The 18,594-nt window shown below is 32.2% G+C and carries 7 protein-coding genes; all 7 read right to left on the bottom strand.

Annotated elements, in window-relative coordinates:
* Positions 1–3 precede the first annotated feature (3 nt).
* Positions 4–3,180 (bottom strand): SusC/RagA family TonB-linked outer membrane protein, encoded by a 3,177-nt coding sequence (locus DKT72_RS15055; RefSeq protein ID WP_111309570.1) that lies wholly within the window; start codon positions 3,178–3,180, stop codon positions 4–6.
* 910 nt (positions 3,181–4,090) lie between these two features.
* Positions 4,091–8,254, bottom strand: coding sequence for a hybrid sensor histidine kinase/response regulator transcription factor (locus DKT72_RS15050; RefSeq protein ID WP_111309569.1), 4,164 nt, complete (start codon positions 8,252–8,254; stop codon positions 4,091–4,093).
* An 815-nt stretch (positions 8,255–9,069) separates the two neighbouring features.
* A complete protein-coding gene (locus tag DKT72_RS15045; protein WP_235841735.1) occupies positions 9,070–9,375 on the bottom strand; it encodes a protein-disulfide reductase DsbD domain-containing protein in 306 nt (101 codons plus the stop codon).
* Positions 9,376–9,488: 113 nt separating this feature from the next.
* Positions 9,489–12,320: a M16 family metallopeptidase gene (locus tag DKT72_RS15040; RefSeq protein ID WP_235841734.1), complete on the bottom strand. Its 2,832-nt coding sequence runs from the start codon at positions 12,318–12,320 to the stop codon at positions 9,489–9,491.
* Between the two features lie 273 nt (positions 12,321–12,593).
* Complete coding sequence (locus DKT72_RS15035) at positions 12,594–15,197, bottom strand: alpha/beta hydrolase family protein (protein WP_111309568.1); 2,604 nt, start codon at positions 15,195–15,197, stop codon at positions 12,594–12,596.
* Between the two features lie 19 nt (positions 15,198–15,216).
* On the bottom strand, positions 15,217–17,211 hold the full coding sequence (locus tag DKT72_RS15030; protein WP_111309567.1) for a TlpA family protein disulfide reductase: 1,995 nt from the start codon (positions 17,209–17,211) through the stop codon (positions 15,217–15,219).
* A gap of 16 nt (positions 17,212–17,227) precedes the next feature.
* Positions 17,228–18,592: a RagB/SusD family nutrient uptake outer membrane protein gene (locus DKT72_RS15025; RefSeq protein WP_111309566.1), complete on the bottom strand. Its 1,365-nt coding sequence runs from the start codon at positions 18,590–18,592 to the stop codon at positions 17,228–17,230.
* Between the last annotated feature and the right edge of the window lie 2 nt (positions 18,593–18,594).

Below are 18,594 nucleotides of genomic sequence, written 5' to 3'. Positions count from 1 at the left end.
GATTTAAAAATTGACATTAAGACCCAAATTATAACGTTTTACTGTTGGGTAAGCAGCACCTACATAAACACCTCCTGCCAGACTGGATTCTCTATCGTCTGGCATCCGAGTCCATGACCAAAGATTATTACCGTTTAAATAAACGCGCATGGAATTGAATCCTAATTTTTTAGCAAAACCAGCATTAAATGTGTATGCTATTTCAGCATTTTTTAAACGTATATAAGAACCATCATACATGTAACGATCTCCAAGATAATTTCCATTAATATTTGACACCAGTCTTGGTAATGGAGTATCTGGATTTGTGTTTTGTGAAGACCAATACGATCCAGCATCATAAGCTGTATTAAGGAACGGACGGTTAAAATTATTTAAACCAACCCATCTAGATACATTGTTTACACCATAAAATTGTGCAAATACCCTAAACCCTTTCCATTCAAACCCTACTGTTAAGTTATAAGTTTTTTGTGGGGTTCCAGAATAGCCATATGGTACTTGGTCGTTATCAATAACACCATCTCCATCATAATCTATAATATTATAACTTCCTGGTATTTTGGTGTCATTGGTTATAAAAGGCGTACTTCCATATAATTCATCCATGGTATTATAATATCCATTTGACAAATAAGACTTTGCTTGCCCATTAGCAAATCCTGCCCTTTTCATGTAATCTGGCAGTAATAGTGGATCATCAGCATCAAGAATAACATTTTTAGCTTTTGTAATTGTCAAATCCGTCCACATTCTCCAATTATCAGATAATGCTTTATTAAAGTGAAGCTCTATTTCATAACCTTCCCCTTTAACCTTACCAACATTAGCCGAAGTTGGTGTTACGCCAAAATAAGATGGTACAGCCCTATCTCCACCTTTAATAAGAATGTCTTCTCTAAAATCATGGAATACCTCAACCGTTCCTGACACCATATTCTTTAAAATGGCAAAGTCAATTCCAAGATTCTTTTTGGTTACTGTTTCCCAATGAATATCGGGGTTACCTAATTGTGTTTGTTTAAACCAAGTGTAAGGACTAGACTCTCCTGCCCCAGGAACTGTCCCCAATTCACTATTCCCACCATATGCCCATTGATCTTGATATAAGAATCTAACGCCTCCTGCGTTATCATCTCCAATTTTTCCATAAGAAGCTCTAATTTTAAGGTTATCAAGAAACTTAACATTTTGCATAAATTTCTCTTCGGTTAATGTCCAACCTATTGCTCCTGAGGAAAAGAATCCAAAACGAAATTTCTTGCCGAACTTTTCAGAACCATTATAGGCACCATTATACTCTAAAAAATAACGACGATCAAAGTTGTAAGTAGCTCTGAATATCCAATCTTCATTATATCCTGGTATACTACTTCCACCAGAACTTTCTCTACGCATGAAACGCCCCATCAGGGTAACATTATGCTTGTCGTAAAAGGTTGAGTCGTAATTTAATTGCACATTGTAATTAAGGGCACGATAAGTTACATTATTATTTATTTCTCCTCCACTTGTACCCCAGTTAACTACCGGCACCCAATCAAATTGGGTCGTACCATCAATCGATTGATCTGGATCACTGTATGCAATCCCCGTTTTTGGATCAATCCATTTAAGTTTAGCACTGGTACCTCCTGTAATACCTCTACCATTTTCATTGAATCGATTGTCCCAAGACATAGTAGCCTCTACGTTAAGACCTTTCAAAATGGCATCTAAATCTTGATGTAAAATAAAATCTGTTGAAAATCGGGTATCAATTCTTTGTTGAACTCCAGCAGTAGCAAATATTCTTGCTGAATTTTGGGTAACTACTCCTGATCTTTCTGGATAATAAAATCCCCAAGCTCCATCTGCATAATGCGGGTAAAAAACATCTCCTGGCATATTATATGCTCCTGAAACATAGTCTCCAACCTGATCCACATTAACACCATTTGGTGATGTACGCACTCCATAAGAACCAAAAAGGTTTACTTTAAAAGATGTCGATTTTGTTAAATCGAAGTCAAGATTAGTTCTTGTATTTATTCTATCGTAAGCAAACTTTGGCTGATACCCTTGGCCATCATTAAATTTTTTGAAAAGATCCCCCTCTGAAACATAATCCACAGAAGAAAAATATTTGACAGATTTACTACCGCCCCTAATATTAATGTTTGCCCCATAAGACATGGCCATATCTTTAAACAAATAATCTGTCCAATCTATATTTGGGTAACGCTCTCTCTGTTCTTGAGTTGTTTGGTTTCTATAATTTTCAATGAATTCCTGAGAATTTATATATGCCCACGCACCACCTTCTTCAGGAAATCTGCCCAATTCATATTCAACAATCCGGTTCTTTAGCATTAATGCATCATAAACATCGTATTTATTAGGCAGCTTAGATATTGTTTTTGCAGTCGTATTTAAATTAACACTAATGGTGGCTTTACCTAATTGCCCTCGTTTAGTAGTTATAAGGATTACACCGTTTGCCCCTCTAACTCCAAATATAGCAGTAGCAGAAGCATCTTTTAATATAGATAGGGTTTCAACTGAATTTATATCTACATCTGAAAGTGGACGTTCTACACCATCCACCAAAACAAGCGGACTACTATTATTCCAAGACGTTTGAGCTCTAATAAGTATATTAGGATTTTCTTCTCCTGGCATACCAGTACTTGAGGTTACTGTTAGCCCAGGAACATTCCCCGTAAGTGCTGCTCCTAAATTGGTTACCCCACCAGCTCGTTGAAGTGTCTCTCCTTTTACCTGAGATATGGCTCCTACAACACTCTCTTTCTTTTGTTTTCCATAGCCTACAACAACAACCTCATCTAAAGCCATTTGGCTATCGTTAAGAACGATGTTAATTGTATCACTATTACCTACTTCTTTTTCTACAGTTTGGTAACCTATGTAGCTAAATACAAGTACGGCATTAGTAGAAGGGACTCTTAGTGTGAATTTCCCATCAAAGTCTGTGACGGTACCAATTCCCTCGGTTCCTTTTAAAATAACGTTCGCCCCAAGAACAGGATCCCCTGTAGCGGACTCAGTTACTATTCCTGTAATAATTTTATAATCTTGAGCATGTGACTGAAATCCAAGCAGAAGAATAAAAGTAGCAAGTATCCAAATCTTATTTAGACACCTTAGCTTCACAAATAAAAGTTGTGTAATTTTGAACATTCTGTTAATTTTTGTTTAGGTTAATTGGGATTTAAATACATTTAGAATGACAGAATTAAATCCGTCAATTCTGTCGTCTTTTTTTAAATGAAGTTTTTCTTGTAGTTTTTCTGGCACTTAGTTTAATATTTAGTTTGGTTTATATTTTGAATAGAGCCCTTTTAAGGCACCCATTCTTTTTTTTATAAAAAAGCCATATTAAAGTATATTCCAAAATTAATGTTAACACACTCTTAAATAAAACTTAAATAAAGCTTAATTATTGGTTGTAACAAAAGTGTTGAATTCACACTTATTTGTCTTTAAGAAAATGGACATTCTCTTTAAGACATAGGATTATAGCGGTTATTTCGCGATTTTCAAGTATGATTTATTAAATATTAGCCATTTTTAAATGACTATTTTAAAAATCTGTCAGAAATATCAATATAGAATATAAATTAGGTAATATGTTATTCAAATAATTCATTTTTTAAATTGTGAATCAAAAAAACGCATTCAATTTTTATAATGGCCAAATAAATCTATTTTTAATATTTTCAAAAGAGACTTTGTATAAATTGGAATTACCGCATTTACTCGCACATAAATTTTAAGACTCTTTAAATCTTAGAATTATAAAAAAAAGTTTACATCAGCATCCATACAATTAAGTTATGAGCGAGAAAATATTAAAGAATTAACAGAGGAACACCGTTTCGGTTAAAACGCATTTATAAATATGAAGTAACTCTCTAAAATAATTACCACTCCAAGTACCAGGACAAAAGTTAAGGTTGTTCTAGGGAACCTTCTGCTACAGTTCCATTCACCTAATTACAATTAACAAAAAAATCACATTTCAGAGCTATACCAAAAATAGGGAACCAACAGTGAACTATAAAGTTTAAATAATAGTAATGTAAGATAATCAATTAACAATCTGATCCAAAAATTCTGATGGAGCTTTACCATATTCTTCCTTAAAGGATGTAGTAAAATAGGAGGCTGAGTTAAAACCAGTCATATAAGCAACTTCTTTTAGTGTATATTTTTGAGTTTCCATAAGTTTAAGGGATTCTTTTATACGTATTACTCTAATAAAATTTACCACAGATTTTCCTGTTAAGGCTTTTATTTTGCGATAAACTTGCTTATGACTTAAATTAAAAATCTCGGCTAGCTGGCTAACCCCAAGTTCAGGATCTTGTATGTTTTCAATAATATAACTTATTATTTTTTGAAGAAACTCTTTATCCATTTCATTTTTGGTTACCATACCAGGCATTAGATATACGTTTTGACTAAATTGGGCATATAATCTTTTTCTGGATTCAATAACCTGGTTGACCTGAGCCACTAAAAAGCGAATACTAAATGGTTTTGTAATATAAATATCGGCTCCATTTTCTATTCCTAATACCTGATGATCTAATGATGCCTTTGCGGTTAATAAAATAAATGGTATATGGCTGGTTTTCATATTAGTCTTCACTTCTCTACAAAGCTCTAAACCTGATTTTATTGGCATTGCAATATCACTTATAATAAGGTCAGGTCCTATTTCAGCTGCGATATCAAAACCTTGTTGTCCATTTTCAGCTTCAATAATTATAAACTGTCTACCTAATTCAACTGACAGGTATTCTCTCAGGTCATCATTGTCTTCTACAATTAGTATTGTAGAACAGGTACCATCTATCTTATCTGTTTTTTTTGTATCATGATCTTCTTCTTCATCATCACCAAAACTTTCATAGTCATAATATCCCTTAATTTCTTCTTGTATATTTAGGTGGATAGATGTTTCCATCAGTTCATCTTCCGAATAAATGTGTTTGTCTATTGGAATGAGAATTAAAAACTTCGTGACCTCCCCAGAGATACTTTCTACCTCAATATTACCATGGTGCAATTCAACCAAACCTTTTGTAAGTGAGAGACCGATTCCAGTGCCTGAGTTAATGATCTTTTCTGGGGATCTTACTTGATAAAATTTATCAAAAATAAAGGGAAGCTCATTTTGTGGAATACCTATGCCATTATCTATAATCTGTATTTCTATAAAACGCGTTTTTGTAATTTTATCAGTGTTATGATTCAATCTTGACTGAACAATAAGCCGAATATGCCCATCTTTAGATGTGAATTTAAAAGCATTAGAAAGAATATTTATCAATATTTTTTCCAATTTATCGTGATCAAACCAACCTATAAGTTTAGGTTCAGCAACATCTATTTCAAAGCTAATATTCTTTTTTGCAGCAAGGTCATAAAAACTAGATGCTATACCTTTTATAAAACCGACGAGTTCACCTTCTTGCACACCAAGCTCTAACTTCGCATTTTCCATTTTACTAAAATCCATCAACTCATTAACCAATCGAAACATTCTATTTGAATTCACTTTAATCACATTTAGCCCTTTTTTTACAGATTTAGGCAACCCTTCCATATCCATAATTTTTTCTAGCGGCATAGAAATAAGACTTAAAGGCGTTCTAAACTCATGAGAAATATTGGTAAAAAATGCTGTTTTTGATTCTAATAGCTCGTGTTCCTTTTCACGAGCTAATTTTTCCAAAACCAGCTGATTCCTTATTTTTATACGATCCAGCCTAATTTTTACAAGAAAAAAAACAACCAAGCTTATTAATAGTACATACAAAAGTTTAGCCCACCAAGTTAACCATATGATTTGTTGTATGGTGATATTCAATTTAAGCGGATCAATATCTAAAGGCTTTCCTCTACCTAATGCTTTTACCATAAACACGTAATTCCCAGGATCTATATTTGTATAAGTAGCACTCGTATTAGCACCTATACAATTCCATTCTGTATCGAACCCTTGCAACATATAACAATAATCATATTTAAATGAAGGATCAAAGTTGATTGCTGCAAAATCTAATGTAAACGAGCGTTGTTTATATGAAAGTTCTATATTTGAAGTATATTCAATGGGTTTTATTAAAGGAGAATTAAGTTCATTAGGAGTTACTAATTGGTTATTTATCTTTAAACCGGTAAAATAAAATTTAGGCAGGGGCAGTTGAATATCTATACTGTCAGCATAAAATGCATTCATGCCTTTATTACTACCAAAAAACAATTTCCCTTGATTCGTGGTAAAAGAAGCATTAGGCAAAAAACCATTAGACATCAACCCATCTGATTTGCTATACTTACTAAAACTTTTGGTCTGTAAGTTTATTTTTGTTAACCCCGCATTCCCACTAACCCAAAGGTTACCTGAGTTGTCTATAGTTAAACCTCTAACCACATTACTTGCTAAACCATCTTTTTCTTTAAATGCTTTAAAAGAATTACTTCCCTTTTCTTTCAAATTAAGTCCATTATCTGTAGTCCCTATCCACAGATTATCTTCTGCATCTAAAACTAGAGATTGTATAGAGCTACTTGCAAGACTTTTAGGGTCCAATTCATTTGCATAAAAACGGTTATACTTAAAAGAATAGTGACCAATTTCTGTAAGTTGATATAATCCATAAAATGTACCAACCCATAAAGAGCCATTCTTATCTTCTGCCAAAGAACTAACATATAAAATATTCGAAATGCTATTTGGTTGTTTCGTTTCATTTAGACTTATAAATGTATCTGTTTCACTATCTAAATAAAACAAACCACTACCACTTGTTCCAGCCCATAATCTATGTTTTTTATCTTCAAAAAGAACAGAGGGATTATTATCACCAAGCCCTTCTGAAATAAGATTGTATTTTTTAAGACTATTAGTATTTAAATTAAATTTAAATAAGCCTTCTCCAGTACCAATCCATAAATTTTTAGAAGTATCAAAAACCAATGAAGTTATCTTAGAAGAAGCAAGTTTAATATTAATTGCTTTACAATATTTTAACTCATTGGTCTTTAGGTCAATTTTAATCAACCCCACTTTATTACTAGCCAACCAAACATCTCCATTTTCTTGCTGTGCAAAAGACGTTATTTCCCTACCTATAATATCATTTGAATTAATATTGCCCCAATTATATCTACCAAACTTACTAGGACTATTATCAATAATAAAAGCACCATGATTGAATGTGCCTATCCAAACATGTTCTAAATCATCGATAAAAATTGAACTTATGCTAGCTGTTGGCAGTTTTTTTAGCACTTTACTTTCCGGTCCAAAATGAACTATTTTATTATTTTCCACGTTTAGATAAGTCAAACCTGAATTTTCTCCACCCATCCAAATATTACCTTTTCGATCACTACATATAGACCAAATACTGTTTGAACCTTCAATATCTGTCTTGCCAGAAATTTTTGTTTCTAATACATAATGATTTTTGATTTTGACACCTTTTATTAAAGCGCCATTTAATGTCGAAATCCAAATTTTTTTCTCTCTGTCTTTTGCTAAAGCTGTAACTTGATTGTCTATTACAACACCTTTTATAAACCCTGAATCAATTAAAGTTTTTTTATTTGCATCAAATACTTTGAGTCCCCCTTTTGTGCCACACAATATCTTGTCATCTATGCATAAAAGGGCTGTGACAAATTTTTCTTTTGAATCATAAAAATTATTTCCACTTATATTCTTTAATTCCAAGCTTTTATGATTATAAACAAAAACTCCTCCTCCATGTGTACCTATCCAAAGGTTACCATAATCATCAAACAATAAACTGGTCACATACCCATTATAAAGCCAACCTTTTATGTTTGGTATGGAATTTAAAAAAATAAAATTATCCTTTTCTCTATCAAATTTACATAAACCTCTAGCGGTTCCTACCCAAAGATTACTTTCTGCGTCTTCAACGATAACATTTATATTGTTGTGTCTTATACTCGTGCTATCTTTAGGATTGTTTTGATAACGATATATATTTGTGCCATCATAGCGTATCAATCCTTCATAGGTACCAAACCACATATAGCCTTTGCTATCTTTAAACGAACAGGTTATATGCGAGTTAGATAAAATATCAGGCTGAATAGGAATAAAACTAGTGTGTTGGGATTGCCCAAAAGCCTTTAGAGCATAAATGGACATAACACAAATGGAAACTGAAACAAAAAATTTTGCTTTAAATTTTAAACTGAATAACATATAGCTAAATTATAATAAGAAGACCATTAAAGTAATAAATTAAGAAGAACTAATTTAAAAAAACAAGCCTTTTTAAGTTAATTTATAATTTAAGCTCTTCGGTTTATATAGAAAATGAAAATTCCAAATTATTCTAGCATCAAGAAGAACTTTCCATTTTTCTCACTTGCCTGTTTTTCCAAAATAGATACTAAAGGTATTTGAATGTCTATTATCTTTCGTTTTTAAATTGAATATTAAAGACAAAAGTCAAATCAAGTCATTCAGTTACCTTTTTATGGATTTCTATAGCTGGCAATCGAATAGGTCTCTTTTTTTTTTTAACAAAGTAAATTAAATGTGACTCTTTAAAACACAAAAACTTGATTTCTTAAAAAGTCGGAATGGCAAGATTTCTTAAAAACACATAACCGCTTATTTTCAAAACTTTAAACACTTCTGATTTAGGATGGTTCACCGAATTATACACTAAAGTCAAAAAGAACTAATAAAAAACAAAATTTGTTTGCTTTTGGCTACATAAAGATGGTCTCTGTTGGTGATAATACGCCATCTATTGGTATAATACTTGCCAATAGATGACTTTTGATACCGTTTTCTAATGGTATTCTAAGATATTTGTTTTTTTAACAAACGGTCTTAAATTTTACGTCTGAGTAAGAGTAACAACTCCCTTGCTCCAACAGCTTTTAAAATTGGGCATTAGTTATAGAGCTTTTGTCAATCCAGAATGATTTTATTTAGTAACAAACACTTATTACAAAAAAATATTTCTCATTTGGATACTTATGTTTAGTGAATGTTGAATTCTAGATCTACTTCGTTAGGTGGTAAACATCTCTATCATCGCAGACCATAAATTCAACAGTAGCACCAACTTTAAAAGGGACTTTGGCTTTTAACTTGATGCGTTGTTTAAATGACGTTTTATTTTCGAAAAACTTAATTTGCATCCCAAAAACCGGATCATCGACCAAATGTCCTTTTGCTTCTAAAGTATTGCCTTTTTTAAGGTAGTTTCCATTGCCTTCAAAGGTAAAACTGGTTGCTATTGGCCCGCCTTCTAGAACAGACTGTGAGTACAAATGCCATTTAGGTTCTATACTGGCAATGGCAATCAATTCGTATTCTGTATCGGATATTTTTCAACGGAAGTGGTCCATTTTACTGGTTCTAGAATCTGTGCTTGTGCTATTCCTACGACCAAAAGAGCCAATACTAAATTTATATTATTTTATTGTTTTGGTTTGAATACAACTTCATAGGATTTTCCTCCGTCAAGAACTTTTTTTGCTATTTGCTGAATATCCCTTTTAGACATTTTGTTTACGATATCTTCAAAGTTTTTGGGATCATCAATGTTTTCATTAAATCTGAAATACGACGTAAGCCATTGCATATCGTACCCGTTTTTATCTTTTGCCTGTTCGTGCTCTTTGATAAAATTAGTTCTTGTTTTATTTAAATCATCATCATTAATAGTGCCATCTGCTATTTTTTGCAACTCCCCATTAACAATCTTAACTAAATTATCAACCAAATCGGGATTGCAATCAAAACTAAATGTCACATAGATTTGCGATTTTGGCTCTCTCGTAAAATAAGCTCCTGCACTTGGGCTGTAAGCGCCTCCCTCTGCTTCTCTAACGGTTTCTGTAACCCGTAATTGTAAAACATCCCCCAAAACATCCGTATAAATACGGTTCTTTATAGAATAAGGTATTTCTTTTTTATAGGAAATATTTACTGATGCTTTAGGATCTTCCATGGTTAAATAGATATCTTTATCAATATTGTTGGCCACCCATTCCGCTCCATTGTCCTTAAAGGTTTCTTTTTTATGCTTTGTTGGAATACTTGCTATGTATCTTTCCAATAGTGGTCTTAATTGATTGTCTTTAACATCACCTGTAATGAAAAACTCAAAGTCCGAAGCATCAGCAAAACGTTCTTTATAAATGGTCTTCATTTTTTCAAACGAAATGGCATCGGCATAATCTTGGTTAAAAAGTCGCTTTTTAGGATTATTTTTTCCATACAAAGCAACTGTTAAACTGTCTCTCATCTTTTCTCCTATATCTTTACTTCTTCTAACAATGTAATTATCGATATTGTTTTCCAAAACCTGAAAAGCTTCTTTATCAAAACGTGGTTTTACAAAATAAACATGAACCATTTGCAGCATGGTTTCTACACCCTTGGTATTTGAGCCCCCAGACAGCGACTCATTAATACCTCCTATGCCTATACTGACATCAGCTGTCTTGCCTGCCAGTATTTTTTGTAAATCGGTCGCATTGAAATCCCCCAATCCAGACATTTGCATTAAGTTACCCACCAAACTAGCAGAAGGCAAATCGGCATCACTTAAAAGTGACATACCTCCATAACTGATGGCACTTAACAACACCTTATCTTTTTCTTTATCAACAAATTTGTAATGGACTTTAATTCCGTTACTTAAAATATAAGTCGTTGCTCCTGTTATTTTATCTATTGTGGTCTTTTTGATGGTTCCTGCTTTGATGTTTAAATCGGATACCAATGTTTTGCCATCTAAAGCTTCAGTGTAAGGCGTTATGGATACATCATTTTCTACTTGTGCCATGATTTCTTTTGCTTGGTCTTCTGTTAAATTGTCTTGGCCCTCTACACCTGTGACATTTAAATATCTGTTATCTTTAGAATATAAACGCTTAATGGTATTATGAAAATCTTCTTCGGTAAGGGTATTAAAAATCTCTTTTGAAATTTCATATTCCTTTTCTATATCTGTCATGGTAGCATTTGATAAAAAATCAGCCTGAATACTTTGTTCTATTTGACCATGGCTAACATCTTGTTTCTTTGCGATTTGGTTTTCGTAAGAACTTTTAAGTTCGGCTATACTTCTGTCTATCTCTGATCGTGTAAAGCCATATTTAACAGCTCTTTCCACTTCGGTCAATACTTCTTTAAAAGCTTCTGCTTGTTTATTTGATTTTGGATAAACACTTATATTAAAGGCATTAGAGGTTCTAGTAAACTCGCCATAATCAACCTGGCTCCCTAAAAAGCTGGCATCTGGTTTTCGAGACTGTTCTGATAGTCTTGCAGACAACATGCTGGTCGCCATCATCTCCAATAAAGACCTTTTTAAATCGGTAATTGTTTCTGTCTCTAACGATTTTTTATGACGAATTCCTAAACTAATAGATGCTGTTGACACTTCTGGATCTGTACCGAAAACATATGACATGCCTTTATTGCCTGGTATATCTACTATAATACGCTCTTTTGGATTTTCTACTGCTGGAATTTTAGAAAACTTTTCTATGATTTTTTGTTCTATATCATCTACATTAACATCCCCTATAACGGCAACAGCCTGTAAGTCCGTCCTATACCAATCGTGATAAAAATCACGTAGTGCTTTATAATCAAATCCTTCGACTACAGACATGAGGCCTATTGGCATTCTGTCCGCATATTTTGAATGATTAAACAGAACTGGCATAGCCTTTTCAAACAAACGCATTCCCCCATTTTGACCTGTGCGCCATTCCTCTTTTATAACACCTCTTTCTGAATCAATTTCCTCATCGGTCAACAACAAATAATTGGACCAATCTTTTAATATCGTTAAACAGGTATCTACTAAACCGTCCTTTGTTGGTATATTGTTCAGGTTATAAACGGTTTCATCAAAAGACGTATATGCATTGACATCCTTACCGAATACGGCACCGTGTTTTTGCAAGGTATTTAAAACACCTTTTCCAGGAAAACTTTCTGTTCCATTAAAGGCCATGTGCTCTAAAAAATGTGCCAAACCACGTTGGTCTTCATTTTCCAAAATAGAGCCCACATTTTGGATAATGTAATAACTTGCCGCCCCTTTTACCACATCAGTACTTTTTATATAATAGGTCATGCCATTGGGCAATACACCCTTTTTTATGGTCTTGTCTATTGGCAGAGGATTATTGGAATTAATTATCTGTGAAAACCCCTTAAAACTGCTCAAAAAAATGAGAGCTACCTTAAGCATTAAAATCTGCTTTCTGTTGTAATTATAGTTGTTCATTTATTATTATAAAATATTCGTTTAAAAATGCATAAAATTCCATTCATGATGATTTTAGTAAAAGAGAGCTGTATTAAAAAAACAGCTCTCCAAACTCCTTTAACAGTTAAAAGTTTAGGTTGATTAACTAATTCAAATAAACTTTAATATAAAGAAATGTAAAAGAAGGCTTATTATATTTAACAAGTTGATATATTTATTTAGGACGTTAAAATCAAAACATACCCTTATAAAATTTTAGTTATATCTTCTTTAAAACATAAAAAAATCAAACTACATCCATTCTGGACGGATCGAATTCTTTAAATAAAAATCAAAGAAAGCTTGCATTTTATTAGTCCAATCTTTTTGGTGTTGATACTCTGATAAAGTGTGCCCTTCATTTTTATAATTTATCAACCAACTTTCTTTTCCTAACCTTCGTAACGCTAAAAACAATGACATTCCCTCTTGAAAAGGGACAGCCAAATCATGATCGTTATGAAAAATTAATGTTGGGGTATGATTGTTTTCAACATGAAAAATGGGTGAATTTTCAATATACTTCTCTTTTTCTTCAAAAAAAGAATCTTTCATTCTATATTGATCTACCTCATATTTAAACAAATTAGACAATCCGTTTGTTCTATAACTAAAATAGTTTGATGTGAAATTGCTAACACCCGAGCCTACTATGGCGCAATTAAAGACATCTGTTTTTGTTAATAAAAACGAGGTTTCATACCCCCCAAAACTATGTCCTTGTATGCCAATGTGATCTTTGGCAGCTATCTTTTTTTCTATTAAGTACTGAACACCACTTACGGTAGCATTGTATGCACTCATGCCTGGTTGGTTGTATACATAATGTATATCAGGTTGAAAAACTACATAACCTTTACTTACATAAGTGGGTATATCAATATTTGAGGAGCTATATTCTGGAATATGATATTTATATAGGTCCTCAGTATGTTTTTCATAAAAATGAACGATAACCGGATAGCTTTTATTAGCATCATAATTCTCTGGCAAATAAAGTATTCCTTCGTTGTTATTATTCTTAAAATTTTTCCAACTTACAAGCTTTGCATTGCCCCAAGCATAGTCGGTTTGCTGCACATTTAAATTTGTGATTTGCTTTTTATTTTTAAAATCCTTATTAGCCCACCAAAGATTTGGAAAACAAGTATAGCTCTCATTGGTAAACAAATAACTTTTACCATTACCCGCTATTTCCTGAATATTGATACTGCTATCTTTTTGTTCTATAAGTTTAGTTAAGAGGTGTTTTTTTAAACGATAAACCCCCTTTGCTTTGGTAACTTTATTAAAGCTTTTTAAAAGAATTTCTGTATCTAAAGTAAGATCTTCTGCTGTAGAGGTATTGTTTAAACGAAGTCTGATTTTATTTTTTCTTCCAAATTCATTGGTAATACTATAGGGCTTTTTATTTCCTGTTAAATCTATAGCCCATAAATCGTACTCATCATAAACCACTAGTGTTTTTCCTTCATTTAACCATCCAGCAATACCATAGGACTTAGAGTATTCTCCAAAATCATTTTCAACATCCCATAACGGATATTTAATTTGCTCACCAATGACTCTAAATTCCGGTTTTTTATCAGCTGGGTTTAATGACATCCAAACCCTATCCTTTTCATTATATAAAATGGCGTATGTACCACTGCTGTTCCAGTAAGGGTTTTCTATTATATTTTCCATCACCTTACTTTTTTTATTAGTTTCTAGGTTAAGTAAATATAAATCGTGGGGTTCATTAAATTTCCAATCAACCTCTACTTCATACCCTTCTGTTGTTGTTTTAAACACTTGGGTATAATGGTCTAAATTAGGAGCAATAATTTGGGAATATTCACCAGAATCAATTTTAAAGCACTCATTTTTTTTCAAATTATAAACGTAATATGGATCTTTAGAGGATTCTTTTTCTCCACGTAATTTCTCTAATCGTCGCTCCAAAGCCCCTTGATTCCATGACCAAATATCTATATCGGATTTTTCTATTTTTGAATTTTCATATTTATTAAAATTAGCCTGTAACTGTAATGGAATTATTTTTGTATCTGCTTCCAAGGGATATGCAATTCTTGAAAATGTATATAAAGAATCTTCCCATTTTACAGTATCATAGTCTAAAACTTGTTTTACAACACCTGTTTCAATATTAAAATAAAACAACAAATTATTTGAAGTTGATGATGGAGATTTCATGGTGAAAGAACCACCTTCCTTTTTACTGTTTAGCGTAAAATCTCCAAAATTTGAACTCTCACATTTATATAATGTTTTAAATACACCTCCAATTCTGCCTGACTTTAAATAAGTTTCATTATTTATTTCTTGAGCAAAAACGAGTAGCTTTCTATCATCAATAATGCTGAAATCTTTTATACTACGGATAACAATACTATCATTTTTTTCGATATCATAATACACTATTTTTTTAAGTGATTTACCATTTACATAAGGTCCATATTGTATATAAAATAATAAATCGGTACCTTTTATAGATTGGGTATAGTCTTTAACATTCCAAAACCTCTTTTTATTTGTAGCCAAAGAATATAAAAAGGTGCTATCATTTTTAGTGTATTTCACCCAATCTTTAGTTCCTATAAAATTCAATTCCTCCGTATTTTTTAAAATCAACTGACGATCATTTTTTATATTTTTCAGTATTATTTCATTTTCATTTTCCTGATCGATGTCTTGGTATACAGCACTATAAAACATCCATTCACCATTAAAAGACAAGCTCTTTTTATCAATTCTTTTCCATGTTTTATAGGCCGTTGTATCTACTTCTTTTTTTTGAGCCTGAACATGTAGTGAACAAAGAAATAAAAGGTAAATTAATATAGTATATTTCATAAAATTCTAAACGAGTTCATTAGTTATTTTCAGCTTTTAAAATTTCTATCACAGCATTTAACTCATCTGATAATTCAGAAGGATTACCGCTATAGCCCTCGGATGTGTATCTAATTCTTCCATTTTTAACCACTACTTTTCTAGGAATACCAGAAGAATTAAAAATAGATGCAAAGTTTTTAAACGTCGCATTATTAGTGTGATTTTCCGTAGGCTTGAGATCGTACAAAAGATTAAAATGATACGCTTTCTCTTTCATATAAGCCTCTGCTTCTTCAATATAACCTTCTCTTGTTTCCATTGTGGAAATAAAATAAAAACGGACATTAGGATCGTTTTTAAATTTATCAACAGTCATTTTCATACCTGGAAAAGATTTTTTACACGGCCCACACCACGTTGCCCAAAAATCCACAACTAAAATTTCGTTCTGGTTTGCTGAAATCTCTACAGGGTTTCTCTTACTGTCTTCTAAGGTAAACTTTGGACAGGCTATATTTATTAAACGAGATTTTAAGCTTTCTGAAATATCAAAAACATTCTTTGTTTTTAACCCTTCCAAATAAAGATCAAAACCATCCTCTTTATGCCCCGATTTGATATACTGTTCTTTTAATCTTTCTATCATCAATGGAGTAAGCGCATTTTTTGAAGCAGATTTTTTTAAAATGGGTAATGTGGGCTCATTTAACTTCTCGGCAATAAACATATTGAGTTCATTTGTCGCGGAGTTGCTATACTGAGCATCACTAGAAAAAACATCAAAAAACGTTAAGGCATCACTATACTCTCCTTCTGCATATAATAATTTTATATGCGTATTTAATTTAAGATCTAACTGATATACAGCATTTTGTTTTGCTTGATTAGGAGACCAATACAGACCACTCATATATGATAAGTCTTCAGTTTTATTCATCATTTGATTTATCATCAACTTAGAAAGCTTTAAAAGTATTCTTGAATCAACCGTTTTAAAATGAAATGCTTTTGAGATATTATTATGATAGCTATCGTTAAGACTATAAAAAGTCATATTGGGTATAATAGCCTCTATTTCATTATATGCTTTAGCTTCAAAATAAATTGAAAATAAATCTTGATAAATTTTATTATAAATATAATTTTGATCTTCAGGAACGCTTTCATTACAAGGAAAGTTTGCTAAAAATTTTTGAATTGATACTACTTTTTCACTAACATTTGTAATGGTGTTAAGTTTTTGATATTCTAAAAATCTTTTCTCAATACCCTTTGGGAATTTATTAATAATTATCTCTTGTAAACTATCTGAAACATGTTGGTTTTTCAATGTAAATGCAAATAGATTTTTAACGTCAATGTATTGCGATTCACTCAAATTTGGATAGTCTTTTAAAAAGCGTGTTAAAAGACTATTCCCTAAAGGTACATAATCATCTGGCTTTCTTATTTCGGCTAACTTTATGTAAGTAGCAATAAAAAATGGAAATTTATCTGCATGGTCTTTTATTTCCTTTTTTATCCAAAACTCTGAAGCTTCATCAGAAATTGTGAAGTCTTTAAAGTAATTACCAAATTCTTGGTTGAATTTAGCATTTCTAAAAGTTCCCCAAGCAAGATCACTTCCTGGACTTTTTCCTCCCTCTTTATTTAGAGGTGCATATATAAAACCTGCATCGACATTAGTGTCTGTTACAATACCTTGATCTGTATTTGATAAAAACTTAAATGCTAGAAAAGCACAATTCTTTGGGATGGTGAACTCACCATCCCAAACTGTATTGTTTTTATTAAGTTTTACATCTGCTATCTCCCATTTATAATCCTTGAAAAGGTACACAACACCTTCTATTTTAGCTAATCCTTCTAATGGCCCTCCTTCTGGATTATATGTAAAATGTATTGTTGTTTCTGTAATCACAGGATTTTCTATTCCTTGCAATCTTGATTGATTTTCTGTGGTTTGTGCTTGAAAATGATTAGCATAAAAACACAGCATCATGGTAATGATGAACTTAAAATTATTGTACATTTAGATAGCTTTATTTTTAGTCTCCTAATTCTGGATTAAGATCGATGTAATTTTGAAAAATCGGAAAAACGTAACCTTCACTTCCCGGTTCTAATGTGTAAGTTGTCCCTTTAAAATCGCGGGTTATTGTTTTTTTATATCGGTCTTCTAGGTTTAATCTTTTTTGGTCGAACCATCTAAGCCCTCTGCCTACAAACTCTTTACGTCGCTCTTCAAGTACTAAATCAAGAGCTTCTTGTTTTGTATTCGCACTTAACATGAAGTCTGAACCTGCATCAAATCTTTTAGCTCTAACGGTATTCAAATCTTGTAACGCTATGTTTAAATCGCCATCCGCTAATCTAGCATGACATTCTGCGGCAATCAAGTACATTTCTGGAACAGAAACCCCTACGTTAATTCCGTTTGAATAACTATATACATTTACCCCATAACCTCTACCTGTAAAGGTTGGGTAAAAATTTGTACCACTAGCTGTATATACATCATACCGTGCATCATGTTCTTCAAAACTATTTAATAAGTCTTCTGAAATAGGAGCTCCGTTATAGCCATACAATATTTTTTTACTAAAAATAATTTCTGGATTATCTAATAAAACAGGATATCCATAAGGATTTGAGCGAATGGCTCCTAAGTCAATAAGACTACTTTGTAAATCTAATGCATTTTCTGCACTTTCTAAGGCTAAACCATATTCACTCATATACAAATAGGTTCTTGCCAAAATCGCATAAACTGCTGCTTTAGAAGGCAACGTATTAAACTCCGGTAAATCTTGAATGTTATAAGAAAGCGCATTTGATAAATCTGCAATAATTTGATTGTAAACTTCATTTACGGTAGCGCGTTCTAAAGAGCTATACAAGCTTGGTGTTAACAATAAAGGAACCGCCTTTTCATTTGCTGATAAGGTACCATTGTATTGTGGTCCATATATGTTTACTAATTGCAAATATGAAAAAGCTCTATGCACATAAGCTTCTGCTATAATTTCTTCTTTTTCAGCTGTTGTCCCTTTTTGGCTACTCATCACACCATCAATCATAACATTTGCATGATATATAGTTTTATACAAGTTTATCCAATCTGAATCACCTTGGCTTTCATTAAAAATTGTAGGTTGCCAAGTATAACAGTTGCTCCAAATATCTGAAATTTTAGTCTGGTAATCTTCATTAAACTCTGTGTCATCATCGGCAATAATATACATACCCCCTACATTTTCCAAAGTACCGTAATCATTGGCAAGTCCTCTATAATCTGAGGTATACTTTAACACTCTACTATTACCTTCTGGCTCAATTTCCACATAATCTCTACAAGAATTTAAACAGCATAACATTCCTGTAATAAACGTAATATATTTTATTATTTTCATTT

The sequence above is a fragment of the Confluentibacter sediminis genome (genome assembly GCF_003258355.1).
Lineage (GTDB): Bacteria > Bacteroidota > Bacteroidia > Flavobacteriales > Flavobacteriaceae > Confluentibacter > Confluentibacter sediminis.
The sequence above is the reverse complement of the archived record's forward strand: the minus strand, read 5'-3'. Positions and strand labels throughout refer to the sequence as shown.